Source organism: Peribacillus sp. NPDC058075 (assembly GCF_042885195.1).
Taxonomy (GTDB): Bacteria; Bacillota; Bacilli; order Bacillales; family DSM-1321; genus Peribacillus.
Map to the genome: position 1 here is coordinate 19344 of NZ_JBHVSL010000011.1, position 16388 is coordinate 35731.

19 protein-coding genes, 11 tRNA genes and 1 rRNA gene are annotated in these 16388 nt (G+C 41.1%); 29 read left to right on the forward strand and 2 right to left on the reverse strand.

Features of this window, described 5'->3' with window-relative positions; genetic code table 11:
- Positions 1-85: 85 nt before the first annotated feature.
- Together ACFVS1_RS26320 and ACFVS1_RS26325 are read left to right on the forward strand one after the other, a co-directional pair.
- A complete protein-coding gene (locus ACFVS1_RS26320) occupies positions 86-610 on the forward strand; it encodes a PH domain-containing protein (RefSeq protein ID WP_352927743.1) in 525 nt (174 codons plus the stop codon).
- Positions 603-2066: a PH domain-containing protein gene (locus ACFVS1_RS26325; RefSeq protein WP_387552099.1), complete on the forward strand. Its 1464-nt coding sequence runs from the start codon at positions 603-605 to the stop codon at positions 2064-2066. The genes ACFVS1_RS26320 and ACFVS1_RS26325 overlap by 8 nt, the downstream gene beginning before the upstream one ends.
- Positions 2067-2092: 26 nt before the next feature.
- Here the strand turns inward: ACFVS1_RS26325 and ACFVS1_RS26330 are convergent, their stop codons facing one another.
- Positions 2093-2683, reverse strand: coding sequence for a rhomboid family intramembrane serine protease (locus ACFVS1_RS26330; protein WP_387552102.1), 591 nt, complete (start codon positions 2681-2683; stop codon positions 2093-2095).
- 107 nt (positions 2684-2790) lie between these two features.
- Here ACFVS1_RS26330 and acpS point away from each other — a divergent pair, with 107 nt between their 5' ends.
- The 14 genes from acpS (at position 2791) to ACFVS1_RS26400 (ending at position 14130) form a co-directional block, all read left to right on the forward strand.
- Positions 2791-3141 (forward strand): holo-ACP synthase, encoded by a 351-nt coding sequence (gene acpS / locus ACFVS1_RS26335; protein ID WP_352927735.1) that lies wholly within the window; start codon positions 2791-2793, stop codon positions 3139-3141.
- A 243-nt stretch (positions 3142-3384) separates the two neighbouring features.
- Positions 3385-4389, forward strand: a complete 1005-nt coding sequence (locus tag ACFVS1_RS26340; protein WP_352927732.1) for a LolA family protein — start codon at positions 3385-3387, stop codon at positions 4387-4389.
- Between the two features lie 242 nt (positions 4390-4631).
- On the forward strand, positions 4632-5795 hold the full coding sequence (alr, locus tag ACFVS1_RS26345) for an alanine racemase (RefSeq protein WP_352927779.1): 1164 nt from the start codon (positions 4632-4634) through the stop codon (positions 5793-5795).
- Positions 5796-5955: 160 nt separating this feature from the next.
- Positions 5956-6237, forward strand: coding sequence for a CopG family ribbon-helix-helix protein (locus ACFVS1_RS26350; protein WP_034306380.1), 282 nt, complete (start codon positions 5956-5958; stop codon positions 6235-6237).
- A gap of 7 nt (positions 6238-6244) precedes the next feature.
- Positions 6245-6595 carry a type II toxin-antitoxin system PemK/MazF family toxin gene (locus tag ACFVS1_RS26355; RefSeq protein WP_034306610.1) on the forward strand — a complete coding sequence of 117 codons (351 nt, stop codon included), beginning with the start codon at positions 6245-6247 and terminating at the stop codon, positions 6593-6595.
- 411 nt (positions 6596-7006) lie between these two features.
- Complete coding sequence (locus ACFVS1_RS26360; protein ID WP_352927728.1) at positions 7007-7834, forward strand: RsbT co-antagonist protein RsbRA; 828 nt, start codon at positions 7007-7009, stop codon at positions 7832-7834.
- A 2-nt stretch (positions 7835-7836) separates the two neighbouring features.
- Positions 7837-8193: an STAS domain-containing protein gene (locus ACFVS1_RS26365; RefSeq protein WP_352927725.1), complete on the forward strand. Its 357-nt coding sequence runs from the start codon at positions 7837-7839 to the stop codon at positions 8191-8193.
- A gap of 3 nt (positions 8194-8196) precedes the next feature.
- On the forward strand, positions 8197-8598 hold the full coding sequence (locus ACFVS1_RS26370) for an anti-sigma regulatory factor (RefSeq protein WP_352927722.1): 402 nt from the start codon (positions 8197-8199) through the stop codon (positions 8596-8598).
- 9 nt (positions 8599-8607) lie between these two features.
- Entirely contained in the window at positions 8608-9618 is a 1011-nt protein-coding gene (locus ACFVS1_RS26375; protein ID WP_387552108.1) for a PP2C family protein-serine/threonine phosphatase, read from the forward strand.
- A gap of 59 nt (positions 9619-9677) precedes the next feature.
- Positions 9678-10010 carry an anti-sigma factor antagonist gene (locus tag ACFVS1_RS26380; protein ID WP_352927716.1) on the forward strand — a complete coding sequence of 111 codons (333 nt, stop codon included), beginning with the start codon at positions 9678-9680 and terminating at the stop codon, positions 10008-10010.
- Positions 10007-10480 carry an anti-sigma B factor RsbW gene (gene rsbW / locus ACFVS1_RS26385; RefSeq protein ID WP_241594493.1) on the forward strand — a complete coding sequence of 158 codons (474 nt, stop codon included), beginning with the start codon at positions 10007-10009 and terminating at the stop codon, positions 10478-10480. Before ACFVS1_RS26380 ends, rsbW begins: the two co-directional genes overlap by 4 nt.
- Entirely contained in the window at positions 10458-11246 is a 789-nt protein-coding gene (gene sigB / locus ACFVS1_RS26390; RefSeq protein WP_352927713.1) for an RNA polymerase sigma factor SigB, read from the forward strand. The genes rsbW and sigB overlap by 23 nt, the downstream gene beginning before the upstream one ends.
- Positions 11243-11854: a PP2C family serine/threonine-protein phosphatase gene (locus ACFVS1_RS26395; RefSeq protein ID WP_241663201.1), complete on the forward strand. Its 612-nt coding sequence runs from the start codon at positions 11243-11245 to the stop codon at positions 11852-11854. The genes sigB and ACFVS1_RS26395 overlap by 4 nt, the downstream gene beginning before the upstream one ends.
- 92 nt (positions 11855-11946) lie before the next feature.
- Complete coding sequence (locus ACFVS1_RS26400; protein WP_387552114.1) at positions 11947-14130, forward strand: Tex family protein; 2184 nt, start codon at positions 11947-11949, stop codon at positions 14128-14130.
- 56 nt (positions 14131-14186) lie between these two features.
- On the opposite strand, the gene cmpA is transcribed toward ACFVS1_RS26400, so the two are convergent.
- Positions 14187-14306, reverse strand: a complete 120-nt coding sequence (gene cmpA / locus ACFVS1_RS26405) for a cortex morphogenetic protein CmpA (RefSeq protein WP_089364909.1) — start codon at positions 14304-14306, stop codon at positions 14187-14189.
- Between the two features lie 83 nt (positions 14307-14389).
- Here cmpA and ACFVS1_RS26410 point away from each other — a divergent pair, with 83 nt between their 5' ends.
- From ACFVS1_RS26410 to ACFVS1_RS26470, 13 genes are all read left to right on the forward strand, one after another.
- Positions 14390-14854, forward strand: a complete 465-nt coding sequence (locus ACFVS1_RS26410) for a SprT family protein (RefSeq protein WP_387552117.1) — start codon at positions 14390-14392, stop codon at positions 14852-14854.
- Between the two features lie 147 nt (positions 14855-15001).
- Positions 15002-15076 (forward strand) — tRNA-Asn (locus tag ACFVS1_RS26415).
- 7 nt (positions 15077-15083) lie between these two features.
- Positions 15084-15174 (forward strand) — tRNA-Ser (locus ACFVS1_RS26420).
- Between the two features lie 18 nt (positions 15175-15192).
- Positions 15193-15264, forward strand: a tRNA-Glu gene (locus ACFVS1_RS26425).
- Positions 15265-15290: 26 nt separating this feature from the next.
- A tRNA-Asp gene (locus ACFVS1_RS26430) sits at positions 15291-15366 on the forward strand.
- Positions 15367-15447: 81 nt separating this feature from the next.
- A tRNA-Gln gene (locus ACFVS1_RS26435) sits at positions 15448-15522 on the forward strand.
- Between the two features lie 9 nt (positions 15523-15531).
- A tRNA-Lys gene (locus ACFVS1_RS26440) sits at positions 15532-15607 on the forward strand.
- A 9-nt stretch (positions 15608-15616) separates the two neighbouring features.
- Positions 15617-15698 (forward strand) — tRNA-Leu (locus ACFVS1_RS26445).
- 59 nt (positions 15699-15757) lie between these two features.
- Positions 15758-15843, forward strand: a tRNA-Leu gene (locus ACFVS1_RS26450).
- Between the two features lie 18 nt (positions 15844-15861).
- Positions 15862-15938, forward strand: a tRNA-Arg gene (locus ACFVS1_RS26455).
- A 7-nt stretch (positions 15939-15945) separates the two neighbouring features.
- A tRNA-Pro gene (locus ACFVS1_RS26460) sits at positions 15946-16022 on the forward strand.
- A gap of 29 nt (positions 16023-16051) precedes the next feature.
- Positions 16052-16125 (forward strand) — tRNA-Gly (locus ACFVS1_RS26465).
- A 95-nt stretch (positions 16126-16220) separates the two neighbouring features.
- A 16S ribosomal RNA gene (locus ACFVS1_RS26470) occupies positions 16221-16388 on the forward strand; the annotation flags it as partial.

Sequence of the window (16388 nt, forward strand, 5' to 3'; positions counted from 1 at the left end):
GTTTTTTTGTGAAATGCTCAAAGCCTTTGTGTGAAAAGGGGTTAATTTCCAGTATTTAATTATAGTATAATGGGTGAAAGCAAGGATGGATGATGATGATTCAATTAACATTACCTATCCGGAAGAGGAGAAGCACATGGAACCTGAAAATCGTATATCGAATAAGGCCTTGACCGTATGGAAAATCAGTGGTCTTATAAGCTGTTCAATAACCTGGATTATAAGCATCGCCGTACTCGTGCTTACAATAATTTTTGCTTGGACATATTGGGTGTTTGGAGCGTTGATCATCATTTCGATCATCCAAACCTATTTGGCCATCTTTTTGATTCCGGCGGTGAAATGGAAGAGGTGGCGTTACGAAGTAAGGAATACTGAAATTGATATCCAAAGTGGCATTTTCGTCATTAAAAGAACACTCATACCCATGATAAGGGTTCAGCATGTTGAAACGAAGCAAGGGCCATTATTAAGAAAATACGATTTAGCCTCCGTTGAAATTTCCACTGCAGCGACCCTTCATGTTATCCCAGCCTTGGACCTTGCAGAGGCAGATGAATTGCGGCATTATATTTCGAGAATGGCAAGTGTGGAGGAAGAAGATGTCTGATCCTAAAAGGCTTCACCCCATAGCTGTATTGCTTAACATCATTAAATCGATTAAGGAGTTAGTCATCCCTTTTTTGTTAGTGGTCGTCATTCCTGGGAAGAATGAAGGAATTCCTGGATGGATACAACCGCTGGTCATTGCCATTATTATACTTTTACTGATAGGCATTGCATTCTTTCAATGGTTACGTTTTACATATCGCATAGAAGATGGCGAATTCAGAATTGAGTCCGGGGTATTCGTAAGGAAGAAACGGTATATAAAGTTTGACCGGATCCATAGCATAGATATATCAGAGGGCATCATCCAGAGGATATTCAGCCTGGTGAAGCTGAATATTGAAACGGCGGGCGGGTCTCAGGCCGATGCCGTATTATCAGCCATAAGCAAAAGTGATGCGGAACGAATCAATGCTTTTATAAGTGAGGAAAAAAATGCGAAAAATCCTTTTGATAAGGATAAAGATGAAGTTGAGAATAAAGAATATGCAGCTAAATCGTCTTCCGTTTTTAAGCAGACTTTGCCGCAGCTATTCGTCATGGCTGCCACTTCGGGAGCGGTGGGTGTCTTCCTATCTGGGGCAATCGCTTTTATTTCACAGTTCGATGAAATGATACCTTTTGAAAGGATATTTAAGGATTATGAAGAGTTTATTGAAATGGGGACCATCATTCTGACCTTGTTTGCCCTGGTGGCTTTGCTGGTGGTTTATGTACTGGCCACATTAAGCATGGTAATTAAATATGCTTCCTTTACCGTGTTAAAAACGGATGAGGAAATCGTTATTTCCAGAGGGCTTCTCGAGAAAAGGCAGCTGACAATCCCTATCCATAAAATTCAAGGTATCCGGATCATGGAGAATTTGATTCGAAAGCCATTGGGATTGGCGACGGTTTATATTGAATATGCTGGAGGCAGTATGGAAGATAAAGAAAGTCTGTCCATCATGCTGTTCCCTTTAATCAGGAAGAGGCATTTACATGAAAAAATCCTGGAAATTTTACCGGTTTATGAAACAAACACTGAGATGACACCGATACCCAAGCGTGCACTTTCCCGTTATGTGTTTCGTAAGTTTCTGTACCTCATCCCGATCATCGGTGCCTTGGTATGGTTTTTCAGACCTTGGGGTTATCTTTCCCTTTTGCTTGTACCGTTGGCGATTTTTTGGGCTTACATGCAATATAGAGATGCAGGATGGAGCATAGATGGGAATTTGTTGCTATTGAGCAGCCGTTTTTTCTCGAAGCAAACATTGATCATGCAGAGAAGCAGAATTCAATCAATCACATATAAAAAAAGTTGGTTTCAACATCGAAAAGAATTAGCAACGATTTCTGCATCGGTCAAATCAGGAATCACCTCCCGGGTCGGAATGGTTGCTGATGTGGAAGAAAAGGATTGCCTAATAATTAAATCATGGTATTTACCTAAAAAAGCAGTCGACTCCCAATGATTGAAGAAAAGAGTCGGCTGTTTGTCCTACCATTTTTTTCTTAAATATAATGGAGCTGTTAAAAAGCCGGTTGCCAGTCCAGCCAAATGACCGATAACGTTGATCTGCGGTTGAATGAAGGTCATGATGATGGCGATTCCGGTCAGTGTATATACTGTATTTCTTTCGTTGTTCGTAAAATTGGTTTTATTGAAAAGTACAAGATATAGAAAGGATCCGAGTAAACCAAAAATTGCTCCGCTAGCACCTACGTGGTTATATGTCAGTGGGTTAATTAGAAAGGTTGCGATATTGGCAAGGATACCTGTCGATAAAAAGAAGATTGAAAACTTGACGGTTCCAAGTAATCTCTCTAGGAATGGACCGAAGATGGCAAGTGAGAAGCCGTTAAACAGTAAATGTGTAAACGTGCTATGTAGAAAGATGGGGGTGATCAAACGCCACCATTGTCCATCAGCGATATATAAGTTCACTCCTGCGCCATAATAAAAGAGTACATTGCCGGGAAATATGGGGAAGAGGACAAGAACGAATACAATCATCATAATGAGTATGAGCAGAGTAACGGCTCGATATGAATTTACGTATTCGCGGAAGCTTTCTGTTCTTGTAAACATAAATTCCTCCTTATTATCGTTTTTATTAAATACAATATTATCATTTTCAGGTAAAAGGGTCCTCCTAATGATATGCATCTTATTAAATGAATAGAAGAGGTGTCAAAGTGATTAAAGGTATAGGCGTGGACATTACTGAGTTGGATAGAATGGAAACACTGATTAAGCGGCAACCCCGTTTAAAGGAGCGTATATTAACAGAAAGGGAAATCTTGATTTTCGAAAAGTTAAATGGAAAAAGGAAGGTCGAGTATTTTGCTGGGCGTTTTGCGGCAAAGGAGGCTTTTTCAAAAGCAAACGGTACAGGGATCGGTAAGCACTTATCCTTTTTGGATATTGAAGTCATATCGGATGATAAAGGAAAGCCGATGATTTCAAAGCCGTTTTCTGAAGGGGTCCATCTTTCGATTAGCCACAGCCGGGATTATGCGGTGGCTCAAGTAGTAATTGAAGGGTGAATGGAGTTTTGTCCAATCGGGTCATAAACCTTTAGGTTGTCTCATATACATTTAGTGCTATAGGGAGACAAGGCCCGGTAAAAGGTACATGGCAGAGTAGGTGCTCTCGAAAAGTTTTTAGCTGGATCGAGAATGGGTCCGTGTCTAAAATACCGAGGAATCTAAGACATCAGTCGAGCCAATGTCCGGATCCTGCCTTTTCCTCTCCCTTTTACGTTCAAATGACAAAAAGGGGTTGAAAAGATGAAGAAGATGGTAATGCTTTTTGCAGGGATCATGCTCTTGCTTGCTCTTTCTGCTTGCGGCCAAAAATCACAGAGTGACGTAGTGAGTGAATTGAATGAGAAGCTTGGGGAAATGAAAGGATATAAAGCTAACGCGAAGATGACATTGAAGATGGGGGCGGAACCTCAAGTATATAATGTGGAGATTTGGCATAAGAACCCTTCTTTTTACCGCGTAAATCTGAAAAATGAAGAAAAGGATCAAAGCCAGATGATTTTGAAAAATGATGATGGTGTATATGTTCTGACGCCAGCTTTGAATAAAAGTTTTAAGTTTCAAAGCGAGTGGCCGGAGAACAGCAGTCAGGCCTATTTATTCGAGTCGTTGGTGAAAGACATTACGGAAGATAAAAGTGCGGCATATAAAGAAACGGATAAACATTATGTCTTTGAAACGAAAACACGCTACCAAAATAATAAAATGTTGCCATATCAAGAGATTACTATAAACAAAAAGGATTTATCACCAGTCAGTGTAAAAGTCATGGATCCCGATAAGACAGCATTGGTACTAGTTGAATTCTCGAAAGTTAAGTTCGATACGACTTTTGATAAAGATTCATTTGATATGAAGAAAAACATGACAAGTGCACAACTTGAAGCACCCGTTATGGCAGAAGTCAAAAATGAAGGATTTGCAGTGAAATACCCTGAAAATATTGGGGATATGAATTTAACGGAAGAAAAAGAAATTACGACGGAAAAGGGAGAACGTGTCGTTTTGACCTATGAGGGTACAAAAAGTTTTACATTAGTTCAGGAAAAAGCTGAGGTAGTTCAAACTTCCGTTTCGACAAATGTGAATGGAGAGCCGGTTGATTTAGGTTATACTGTCGGGGCGATGACAGGAAATACGATTGCATGGACTTTTGAAGGTGTCGATTATATGATTGCATCAAAGGATTTGACACAGGAAGAGATGATAGAAGTCGCCCGTTCGGTTGGGGAAGAACCAGTCAAATAGGATTACATAACAAGCTGATGTTTCCCGTCTCCTTACGAAGGTTTCTTCTGGGTAGGATAGGCGGGGAAGCGGCTTGTTGACATTTTTAATCCTTCCAACTGATTTAGGCTGGCAGCTGGGAAATTAGAATCAAGGTGAAAAAGCACTTTATCTTTCTGGCGGTTGGTTATAGAATGTTCCTATAATGAAATGAAAACTTCGCTACTGGGAAGAATCTTATTGTGAGTGTAGGAAAGAAGGAAATGGTCTTGGAATCGAAAATATTTCATCGAGATACGTGGGCAGAAGTAAATTTGGATAAAATTTTTGAAAATATCTCTTCAATGAAACAAAGACTGGGGAATGGCGTTAGTCTTTTCGCTGTCGTTAAGGCGAATGCATATGGCCATGGGGACTATGAAGTGGCAAAAACGGCACTTGAAGCGGGGGCGGATTTTTTATGTGTCGCTTTTTTGGATGAGGCTCTTGCCTTACGAAAAAAGGGGATATTGGCCCCGATCCTTGTACTTGGGGCATCAAGGCCTGAAAGCGCAGCGCTTGCTGCCGAATATGGGATTTCCGTGACGGTTTTCGATGTAGCATGGTTGGAGAAGGCAAAGGATTTCTTGAAACCGGGACAAGTCTTGCAAATTCATGTAAAAGTGGATAGCGGCATGGGGAGAATCGGCATTCGGGATCAAGGTCAGCTCAAGAAAGTGGAAAGTTTTCTTGATAGGGAAGCTTGTTTCAATTTCCAAGGAATATTCACTCATTTCGCGACGGCGGATGAAATGAAGACCGACTATTATGAAAAGCAGCTTGCTACATTTAAAGGGATGCTTTCCGTAATGACTCGAAAGCCTGAATATATTCATGCAGCCAATAGTGCAGCTTCTTTAAGATTCACCGACCCTGAATGGAATGCAATAAGAATGGGGATTTCCATGTATGGATTGAGTCCTTCCGTGGAGATGAAGCCTTTATTGCCATACCCATTAAAACAGGCTATAGCATTGAGAACGAAGATGGTCGCGGTTAAACAGCTTGCTAAGGGTGAAAGCGTTAGCTATGGAGCGACTTATACGGCTGAAGGTGATGAATGGATCGGGACTTTGCCAATCGGTTATGCTGACGGCTGGATCCGTAAGCTGCAAGGTCAGGAAGTTCTTGTGGATGGAAGAAGAGTACCCATAGTCGGGAGGATTTGCATGGATCAATGCATGATCAAACTGCCTGGACCATACCCTGTAGGAACAGAGGTAACACTGATGGGGAATGATGGGGATGAATCGATTACTGTCGATGAGATAGCGGCAAAACTGGAAACGATCAACTATGAGATAACCTGTATGATAGGAGCAAGAGTGCCCCGTGTATATATAAAAGACAATCAGGTGAATCATGTACGAAACTTCATTTTGGAATGACCGGATTGTAAAAAAATCCTAAGATTGTGAATAAGATTTCCTTTATTATGCTGATAATAGGATTGAGAATAGAATATACTCTTTGCAGATAGGCAATTTAATGGTAATATTGAAAAGGATATATAATAAAGGTGTGTAGTGATGGTGGAGGTGTATGTTTGTGTCTGAATCCAGCGCAACAAGAGAGATATTAATTCGATTACCTCAAAATTTTTTAACAGAGTTAGATGGGTATGCGAGTGAGGAAAATGTAAATCGCAGTGAATTTATTTATCGTGCCACAAAAATGTATCTTCGCGAACGTAAAAAGAAAGAGTTTCGTGAATCGATGAAACGCGGTTATATTGAAATGGCGGCCATTAACTTAACGATTGCTTCTGAAGCCTTCCAGGCTGAATTCGAGGCTGGTCATTGCGTTGAACGATTAGTTAGCGGAGGCTGAGCCATTGATTGTTGTTAAGCGTGGTGACGTATACTTCGCAGACCTTTCCCCGGTAGTTGGTTCAGAGCAGGGGGGGACCCGTCCGGTACTAATTTTACAAAACGATATTGGTAATCGCTTTAGTCCGACTGTGATCGTGGCAGCCATTACAGCTCAAATTCAAAAAGCGAAATTGCCTACACATGTTGAGATTAATGCAAAAAAGTACGGATTCGAGCGGGATTCCGTCATTTTATTAGAACAGATCAGGACAATTGATAAGCAGCGTTTAACTGATAAAATTACGCATCTTGACGAACCGATGATGCAAAAAGTCAATGAAGCTTTGCAAATTAGTTTAGGCCTCATTGAGTTTTAAAGAAAATTTTTCCCGTTAAACCGGGCGTTATTATAATACAAATCATTCTTGATGTTATTTAGATGGCACGATCCCTGCAACTGTGGGGATCGTGTTTTTTTGTCAAATAACATTAACATATTCAAAAAGTATACAGCAGGAAATATAAAAAATTTGACGAATAAAAACATGATACAGTTAGATATTAGATGGAACGTCATTGTTTTTTTATAGTTTCTCCAAACTTTTCATTAATTGATGTTTTTCTTACCTGAATTTCGGGTATGTAGTTATTTTGTAGATACTTAAAAAAAGCAAAACTTAGTGGGGAAACTCTCAAAGAAAATCCAAATGGAATAACATTACAGTTAGTTAACATCCTTGTGACGAGGACAGGGAAACAAAGCAATTGTGTTAGAATGGGAGGATATTATGAATCAATTGGTTTTCGATTTTATTAAGCGAAATCAAGATTACATCCTTACTGAGTGGATGGGCATCATGAAGGAAAGTACGGATGAAAGATTAATTAAAGTTGTTTCAGATCGAATGTTCACGCAAACGAGCAGTGAATTTATAGATATGATCATCACGAACGTTGATAGTAAAAACAAGGAATTCACATTGAAGCTTTCAGATTTTGCCGAGAAAGTCGTCCAATTGGGATGGCCTCTCACTTTCGTCAATGAAGGACTTCATAAATTCACGTTAATTGTCATTAATGGTATGGTGGAAAAGGGTCTGGTTACTCCTGATAATCAAGTCAATCTTGTTAACCATTTGGATAAATGGGCCACACCGATAAATAATGAAATAGTCAATATATATACTCAAACTTGGGAAAGAACGGTTTCCATGCAAAAAATAGCGTTGCAAGAACTTTCGGCACCGCTCATTCCTGTATTGGAAGGAATAACGGTAATGCCGCTGATTGGTACGATTGATACGGAACGTGCCAAACAGATAATGGAAAACCTGTTGACTGGGGTTGTTAAGCATAGATCTGAAGTCGTTCTTATTGATATAACGGGCGTGCCTGTCGTGGATACCATGGTTGCCCATCATATCATACAAGCGGCGGAGGCTGTCCGTTTAGTGGGCGCAAAATGTATACTCTGCGGCATCCGTCCTGAAATTGCTCAAACCATCGTTAATCTTGGAATTAATTTAAATGAAGTGATTACAAAAAATACATTGAAAAAAGGGATAGAAGTTGCGTTGGAATCAACGAGCCGTAAGATCGTAAAGGTGGAGGGATAAGTATGAGGATTCCGATATTAAAGCTTTATGACTGCTTGTTAGTATCTATACAGTGGGAATTGGATGATGTGACAGCCCTTCAATTTCAAGAGGATTTATTGCATAAGATTCATGAAACAAGTGCGAATGGCGTCGTTATAGATATTACCTCAATAGATTTTATTGATTCTTTTATCGCAAAGGTATTAGGCGATGTCTTTAGCATGTCTAAGCTTATGGGGGCCAAAGTTGTAATTACGGGGATCCAGCCTGCTGTTGCAATAACATTAATTGAACTGGGAATTACTCTCGATGATGTTCTGACAGCATTAGACTTAGAGAAAGGCCTGGAGAAATTACAACAGGAATTGGGGGAATAAAGAATGGAGTTCCAATCCTGCGTAAAAATCATAAATGAATGGGACATCGTAGCTGCAAGGCAGCTCGGAAGAAATGTCGCTAAAGAGTTGGGGTTCGGTACTGTAGACCAGGCCAGGATCACAACGGCCATTAGCGAATTGGCCCGAAACATATACCTATATGCTGGACAAGGCAGTGTTAGCATAGAAAAGCTAAATATAAATGGGAAGTCAGGATTGAAAATCATTGCAGAGGACCAAGGGCCGGGAATTGAGGATATCCGCAGAGTCATGGAAGATGGATATACCACCTCAGGGGGATTGGGTGCAGGTCTTCCTGGAGCCAAACGTTTAATGGATGACTTTGATATTGATTCGATACCAGGTGAAGGGACTAAGATCATCACTACGAAATGGCTCCGTTAGGGGGGGAATATGGATATTAGGGAAAACATGGAGAAAAAGTATCTTGAGGCGCTTTCTACTTATCTTAAAGACCAAAATGAGCAGGCACTCTACCAAGGACAAAAGATTAGCCGCCTACATATCAAATACAATATATCTCCAGAAGAAATCATCAGTATGCATAAAAATAACTTAATGGAACTTTACCCGGACTTACCGGGGAAAGTATTGGATTCTTTCGATTTTCTGCTGGAAGTCATGATGGGCTACGGCATTGCATACCGTGAACATCAAAGCCTTAGACATCAACAGCAGGAGCTGAAAACGGAAATCGAGATTGCGGCAAACGTTCAACATACTCTTTTGGAAACGAAAATTCCTGATATCAAGGCTCTTGAAATTGGAGCGATCAGTGTTCCGGCGAGACAGATGAACGGAGATTACTATCATTTCGTCCAAGATGAAAATGATCGTATAGGAGTAGGGATAGCAGATGTAATAGGAAAAGGGATTCCTGCTGCATTGTGCATGTCAATGATCAAATATGCGATGGACAGTCTTCCCGAGCATCGTCATGAACCGAATAGTGTGCTTGAGAGTTTGAACCGTGTTGTGGAGCATAATGTGGATCCAAGCATGTTCATAACCATGTTCTATGGTTTATATGATCCGCATGACAGGCAATTTTCCTATTCTTCAGCCGGACATGAACCTGGCTTTTACTATGATGCCGCAACAGGTACTTTTAGCGATTTGGATGCAAAGGGCTTGTTGCTTGGAGTTGATAAAAAAACAAGGTATCACCAATATGAAAAAACGGTGAATCGTGGAGACATGATCATTTTATTATCCGATGGAGTAACGGAGTGCCGGACGTATGATGGGTTCATAGAAAGGGAAACACTTATCGGTTTCATTAAAAAGAATATGCATTTGCAAGCCCAGGAAATGGTGAATAATATATTTAAACAATTGGAGAAAATGCAGAACTTCCAACTAAGGGATGATTTTACATTAATAATTTTAAAATCAAATGTTTAGTATTGTTTCTGTTGGGTATAGATATAGGAATGAAGAGGATTTGAAGAGGTGGGTCAAGGATGAATATAACTGTAGATGTTAATGAATTAAATACTGAATTTGTTGTAAAACTAAAAGGTGAAATCGATGCCTATACTGCACCGAAATTAAGGGAATCACTATTCCCGATTTCAGAGCAGGATAATGTTTCAATTACGATTGATTTAACTGAAGTCTCTTATATGGATAGTACAGGACTTGGGGTATTTGTCGGTGCTTTCAAAAGCGTAAGGGCACATAATGGCGACTTCACACTAGTTGGCTTATCAGAAAGGTTACGACGTTTATTTGATATAACGGGTCTTGCAGATATCATTGATATAAAAAGTGGTACAGAGGGTGGGTTAGAATGAGTCAAGTATATGATTACATCGAAATGAAAATACCTGCAAAACCAGAATTCATCGGTGTCATTCGTTTAACGCTTTCTGGGATAGGAAGCCGGATGGGATTTGCGTATGATGAAATTGAGGATTTGAAAATCGCTACAAGTGAGGCTTGTACAAATGCGGTGCAGCATGCATATAAGGATTCTGATAAAGGCGAAGTGAAAGTGAGTTTCGGCCTTTATCCTGACCGTCTGGAGGTCATGGTTTCTGATAGTGGCAAGAGCTGTAATTTCGAAGAAGTTCGTCAAGGACTCGGTCCATACGAAAATGGACAAAAAGTCGAACTTTTGAGAGAAGGAGGCTTGGGTCTTTACCTTATTGAAACTCTGATGGATGATGTTAAAATTCATCAACATGATGGGGTTACAGTATTTATGACTAAGTTTTTAGAAGGAGAGCAGGTGGAGATGGATGCAAAAACAGTCTCAACCTAATCAGGCGCAAAAAGAACAGGTAAATGAATGGATCAGAGCTTACCAGCAGAATCAAGATGATGAAGCGCAGAGTAATCTAGTCATCCATTATAAAAGTTTAGTTGAAACAATTTCCCGCAAGTATGCGAAAGGAAAATCATTTCAGGAGGATATCTCCCAAGTCGGCATGATTGGTTTATTAGGTGCCATTCGTCGATATGATGAATCTTTCGGTAAGAGCTTTGAGGCATTTGCCGTCCCTACTATAATCGGTGAAATCAAAAGGTTCCTTCGTGATAAAACATGGAGTGTCCATGTGCCAAGGAGAATTAAGGAACTTGGTCCGAAAATCAGGGTGACTGTCGAGGAATTGACGACAACTCTGCATCGTTCACCAAGAATAGATGAAATAGCCGATACTATAGGTGTAACTGAAGAAGAAGTTTTAGAAGCGATGGAAATGGGAAAAAGCTATCAAGCTTTATCTGTGGATCATTCTATTGAGGCGGATTCTGATGGCGGTACTGTCACATTGCTTGATATATTCGGGAATGTCGATGAAGGTTTTGAAAAGGTCAATCAGCGGCTTGTGCTTGAAAAGGTGCTGCATGTTCTGAGTGACCGAGAAAAGATGATCATTCAACATACTTATTTAGAGAACTTAAGCCAGAAAGAAGCTGGCGATAAACTGGGGATTTCCCAAATGCATGTTTCAAGGCTCCAACGCCGTGCGATCAAGAAACTTCAAGAAGCCATTAATGCTGAAAACTCGGAGTTAATTCAGTGATCAAAGATATTCTGAGGGGAGAAAAAATAGAAGTACTTGTCTCTCAATCGTCTAAAAACGGCATGGTTTATTGTGGCGATGATTACTTCTTTCTTCATACGAAAGAATACTTTGTCTGTGTACTGGCAGATGGTCTAGGCAGCGGCAAAAATGCTTATGATTCCTCCCATGCCGTCATCGAGGAAGTTAAACGTAATCATGAGTTGGATGTAGAATCATTAATGGCGGTGTGTAACCAGGTTTTAGTCGATAAGCGTGGGGCAGCCGTTTCGATTTTGAAGATATTTTATGACAAAAATGAATTTGTATACAGTTCGGTGGGTAACATACGCTTTTTCCTGTATAATCCAAGCGACGATAAACTGGTTTACCCTTTACCTGTTACAGGGTATTTATCCGGAAGGAAACAAACATACAGGACGCAGAGCTACAAATATGAACCAAATGCAAAATTCATTCTCCATTCCGATGGTTTAGAACTTAAGGGAGCTAAATCTTTTTTAAAAAGGCTGGTCCCTATCGATAAGAATGCACAATGTATATTAAAAAGCAGTCCATTAACTGCAGATGATACAACTTTCATTTTAGGAAGCTTACTTTCGCCATAATTCGGAAGTGAGCTTTTTTGTATGGAATTCGCAACTTCATCACTCATTTGCTAGACTATACTTATTAGATCAAAAGGTTGGGGGTAAACATAATGATCGTTGTAGAAGATACATTGAAGGAACTGATTAAACAAATATCCAATGAGCTAACTTTGAAAAATCATCAAGTCCAAAACGTCATACAGATGCTGCAAGAGGGGAACACTGTCCCTTTTATCGCGCGATATAGAAAAGAAATGACGGGTTCGCTTGATGAAGTCGAGATTCGTTCCATCATGGAAAGGTGGAGCTATCTGGAAAACCTTGGCCAGAGGAAAGCGGATGTTAAGCGTTCAATTGGTGAACAGGGAAAATTGACGGAAGAATTAACGAAACAAATCGAGAAGGCAATAAAACTGCAGGAAGTCGAGGATTTATACAGGCCATTCAAGCAAAAAAGGAGAACGAAAGCGACAGTCGCTAAAGAAAAGGGTCTTGAACCGCTGGCCGATTGGCTTCTGGAATGTCCAGTGCATGCCAGTGTTAGCGAAAAAGCTGCAGAATTCATATCGGCAGAAAAAGAAGTTTCTTCTATTGAAGAGGCTATTGCTGGAGCGCAGGATATCATAGCTGAACATATTTCCGATGATGCAGAATTAAGGAAGTGGATAAGGGCTGAAATTTTCAAAGCCGGAAAAATGGTTTCAACTGTGAAAAATGAAGAGAAGGACGAGAAAAAAATCTTCGAGATGTACTATGAATACGAGGAACCGGTTCAAAGAATCGTACCGCATCGGGTGTTGGCGCTGAATAGAGGTGAAAAGGAAGAGGTCCTGCGAATCTCCATTCAGCCACGGACTGAAATCATCATTGGTCATCTTGAGCGGAAAATCATTAAAAATAACAAATCAGAAGCCCAAATTGTTCTTAAATCTGCGATTGAGGATGGACTAAAGCGATTGATCTTGCCTTCTGTAGAACGGGAAATCAGAAAAGAGCTGACGGAAAAAGCTGAGGATCAAGCTATCCATATTTTCTCTGAAAACCTGCGGAACCTGCTCTTGCAGCCCCCGCTTAAAGGAAAAGTGGTCCTCGCCCTTGATCCGGCATATCGGACAGGCTGTAAGTTGGCTGTCATTGATGAAACCGGAAAGGTTCTCGATATCAGTGTGATCTACCCGCATCCTCCAGCTGCGAAGCTTAATGCTGCCCGTGAAAAGACGATTGACATACTTGAGCGGTTCTCGGTTGAGATTGTGGCAATAGGGAATGGTACGGCATCACGTGAATCAGAGCAATTCATCGCAGATATTTTGAAAGAAGTGAAAGGGAATATTTCATATATAATTGTAAATGAAGCAGGAGCCAGTGTATATTCAGCCTCGGATATTGCCCGTGAAGAGTTTCCGGATCTTCAAGTAGAACAGAGAAGTGCAGTTTCGATAGGCAGAAGGCTTCAGGATCCCCTTGCTGAACTTGTTAAAATTGATCCACAATCCGTGGGGGTGGGTCAGTATCAACATGATGTGTCCCAGAAAAAGTTAACGGAATCCCTCACCTTTGTAGTAGAAACAGCTGTTAACCAGGTGGGGGTGAATGTCAATACCGCTTCATCGTCACTTTTGCAATATGTAGCTGGTTTATCAAAATCGGTTGCTCAAAATATTGTGAAGAAAAGGGAAGAGGAAGGGAAGTTTTCAAGCAGGAAGCAATTAAAGAAGATTCCCCGGCTTGGTGCCAAAACATATGAACAATGTATAGGGTTCCTGCGGATCATCAATGGAGATGAGCCTTTAGATCAAACCGCGATACATCCTGAGAACTACAGTGCCGTGAATAAATTATTAAAGAAAATGGGATTCACATCTGATGATTTAGGCAGTGATGCCCTGAATGCAGAATTAGGCAAACTAAATCCGGCTGATTTGGCCGATGAATTGGAAATTGGGGAAATTACCATTAAAGATATCATAGATGATTTGATGAAACCGGGAAGAGATCCTCGGGATGAATTATCAAAACCACTGCTTAAGCAGGATGTACTAAAAATGGAGGATCTGCAAACTGGGATGGAATTACAAGGTACAGTGAGGAATGTTGTGGATTTCGGTGCGTTTGTGGACATTGGTGTTAAACAGGATGGACTGGTTCATATTTCTAAACTGAGCAACAAGTTTGTAAAGCACCCGTTGGATGTAGTTGCCGTTGGGGATGTTGTGACGGTTTGGGTTGAACGGGTTGACTCCCAAAAACAAAGGGTATCTTTAACGATGCTCGAGCCAAAGGATCAAAACTAGCCTAAGGTAAACTCCTTCTATATTAGAAGGGGTTTTTTTATGGAACGAAGTTGAATTTATAACCGGAGGCTTTCTTTCTTTTGATAAAAAAACCAACATTGATTCAACATCTTCACTTGATAATAATCCTTTTCATAAAAGGCTTTGCGGATTTGATTCTGGAACCAATTAGGCATAGCTTTTCCTCCCTTAGTTTCCTATTGTATTATTAGTCTATGTTATAATGGGTTGTCATGTTACCAAGGAAAGGGAGGGGGAAATGGATAATCGGCAATTGCAAAAACTAGTGGAAGAAATATCGTTGAAAGACTTTGAAAAGGCCTTTAGACACCAAGCCAGTTTTAACCCGCGTCTCCGAACAACAGGGGGCCGATACTTGCTCCGTTCACACAATATAGAAATCAATAAGAAGTATCTTGATGAACGCGGTGTGGAAGAAATGATAGGAATCATTAAGCATGAATTGTGCCATTATCATCTGCACATCGAGAAAAAAGGGTACCAGCATCGTGATGCCGACTTTAAGCAATTACTCAAAAAAGTGGGGGCTCCGAGATTTTGCGAGCCGCTGCCATCCAACCAATTAAAGAAAAAGATGAATACTATCCAATATAAATGTGAAGACTGTCAGCAGGTGTATATAAGAAAAAAGCGAATCGACACTACCCGTTTCGTTTGTGGTAAATGTCGCGGAACATTGATTTACCAAGGGTTTAAGGGTTGAAAAACAAAAATATAAAAAAACATAAAAGAACCCTTGACTTTAAGTTGCAACCTCTTTATAATCATAAGAGTCGACAAGATAACAACTTGTTCTTAACGACAAACACTAAGGTCCTTGAGCGTGAAAAAGGAACCCAATTTTCATTATTCCGCAGTAGCTCAGTGGTAGAGCATTCGGCTGTTAACCGAACGGTCGTAGGTTCGAGTCCTACCTGCGGAGCCATTTTTTTGGGGAAGTACTCAAGAGGCTGAAGAGGCGCCCCTGCTAAGGGTGTAGGTCGCGTAAGCGGCGCGAGGGTTCAAATCCCTCCTTCTCCGCCAGCTACATTATTTCATTAAGGCCCATTGGTCAAGCGGTTAAGACACCGCCCTTTCACGGCGGTAACACGGGTTCGAATCCCGTATGGGTCACTTTCTTATGCGTAATCAAAAATACTGGTCCCGTGGTGTAGCGGTTAACATGCCTGCCTGTCACGCAGGAGATCGCGGGTTCGATTCCCGTCGGGACCGCCATTTTTTCTTCTAAAAAACACTTGCTAAAATAATATTATCGTGATATAATATTATCCTGGCTGTTAATTAGTATTTGATTATTGGGCTATAGCCAAGCGGTAAGGCAACGGATTTTGATTCCGTCATGCGAAGGTTCGATCCCTTCTAGCCCAGCCATTTTATTTAGAGCCATTAGCTCAGTTGGTAGAGCATCTGACTTTTAATCAGAGGGTCGAAGGTTCGAATCCTTCATGGCTCACCATTTATTTTCGCGGGTGTGGCGGAATTGGCAGACGCACCAGACTTAGGATCTGGCGCCGCAAGGCGTGGGGGTTCAAGTCCCTTCACCCGCACTGATATTTTTCTTCTTGACATCAAGTTGAAAAGGTGTTAAACTTACAAAGTCGCTTTCGCGGTCGTGGCGGAATGGCAGACGCGCTAGGTTGAGGGCCTAGTGGGGGAAACCCCGTGGAGGTTCGACTCCTCTCGGCCGCACCAATAACATCATAGAAATTAGCGCCCGTAGCTCAATTGGATAGAGCATCTGACTACGAATCAGAAGGTTGTAGGTTCGACTCCCGCCGGGCGCACCATATTTTACGGGAAGTAGCTCAGCTTGGTAGAGCACTTGGTTTGGGACCAAGGGGTCGCAGGTTCGAATCCTGTCTTCCCGACCATTCTTTCTCGAAATATTTTAAAATTAAATGCGGGTGTAGTTTAGTGGTAAAACCTCAGCCTTCCAAGCTGATGATGAGAGTTCGATTCTCTTCACCCGCTCCATTATTGCTCTTTGAAAACTGAACAAAACAAAGCGCCAACGTTAAATTTTAAGTGAGCACACACTATCAAAAAAGCAAATGAGCAACTCAAACATTTCTTCGGAGAGTTTGATCCTGGCTCAGGACGAACGCTGGCGGCGTGCCTAATACATGCAAGTCGAGCGAATCAATGGGAGCTTGCTCCCTGAGATTAGCGGCGGACGGGTGAGTAACACGTGGGCAACCTGCCTATAAGACTGGGATAACTTCGGGAAACCGGAGCTA

What these genes read in the sequence shown, in the direction of transcription:
- cmpA (WP_089364909.1), bottom strand. Translation starts at nt 14,306, where the DNA reads ATGCCTAATTGGTTCCAGAATCAAATCCGCAAAGCCTTTTATGAAAAG.
- rsbW (WP_241594493.1), top strand. Translation starts at nt 10,007, where the DNA reads ATGAGTCAAGTATATGATTACATCGAAATGAAAATACCTGCAAAACCA.
- ACFVS1_RS26365 (WP_352927725.1), top strand. Translation starts at nt 7,837, where the DNA reads ATGAGGATTCCGATATTAAAGCTTTATGACTGCTTGTTAGTATCTATA.
- ACFVS1_RS26370 (WP_352927722.1), top strand. Translation starts at nt 8,197, where the DNA reads ATGGAGTTCCAATCCTGCGTAAAAATCATAAATGAATGGGACATCGTA.
- ACFVS1_RS26380 (WP_352927716.1), top strand. Translation starts at nt 9,678, where the DNA reads ATGAATATAACTGTAGATGTTAATGAATTAAATACTGAATTTGTTGTA.
- ACFVS1_RS26325 (WP_387552099.1), top strand. Translation starts at nt 603, where the DNA reads ATGTCTGATCCTAAAAGGCTTCACCCCATAGCTGTATTGCTTAACATC.
- ACFVS1_RS26400 (WP_387552114.1), top strand. Translation starts at nt 11,947, where the DNA reads ATGATCGTTGTAGAAGATACATTGAAGGAACTGATTAAACAAATATCC.
- ACFVS1_RS26340 (WP_352927732.1), top strand. Translation starts at nt 3,385, where the DNA reads ATGAAGAAGATGGTAATGCTTTTTGCAGGGATCATGCTCTTGCTTGCT.
- ACFVS1_RS26375 (WP_387552108.1), top strand. Translation starts at nt 8,608, where the DNA reads ATGGATATTAGGGAAAACATGGAGAAAAAGTATCTTGAGGCGCTTTCT.
- alr (WP_352927779.1), top strand. Translation starts at nt 4,632, where the DNA reads ATGGTCTTGGAATCGAAAATATTTCATCGAGATACGTGGGCAGAAGTA.
- sigB (WP_352927713.1), top strand. Translation starts at nt 10,458, where the DNA reads ATGCAAAAACAGTCTCAACCTAATCAGGCGCAAAAAGAACAGGTAAAT.
- ACFVS1_RS26330 (WP_387552102.1), bottom strand. Translation starts at nt 2,683, where the DNA reads ATGTTTACAAGAACAGAAAGCTTCCGCGAATACGTAAATTCATATCGA.
- ACFVS1_RS26320 (WP_352927743.1), top strand. Translation starts at nt 86, where the DNA reads ATGGATGATGATGATTCAATTAACATTACCTATCCGGAAGAGGAGAAG.
- ACFVS1_RS26360 (WP_352927728.1), top strand. Translation starts at nt 7,007, where the DNA reads ATGAATCAATTGGTTTTCGATTTTATTAAGCGAAATCAAGATTACATC.
- ACFVS1_RS26410 (WP_387552117.1), top strand. Translation starts at nt 14,390, where the DNA reads ATGGATAATCGGCAATTGCAAAAACTAGTGGAAGAAATATCGTTGAAA.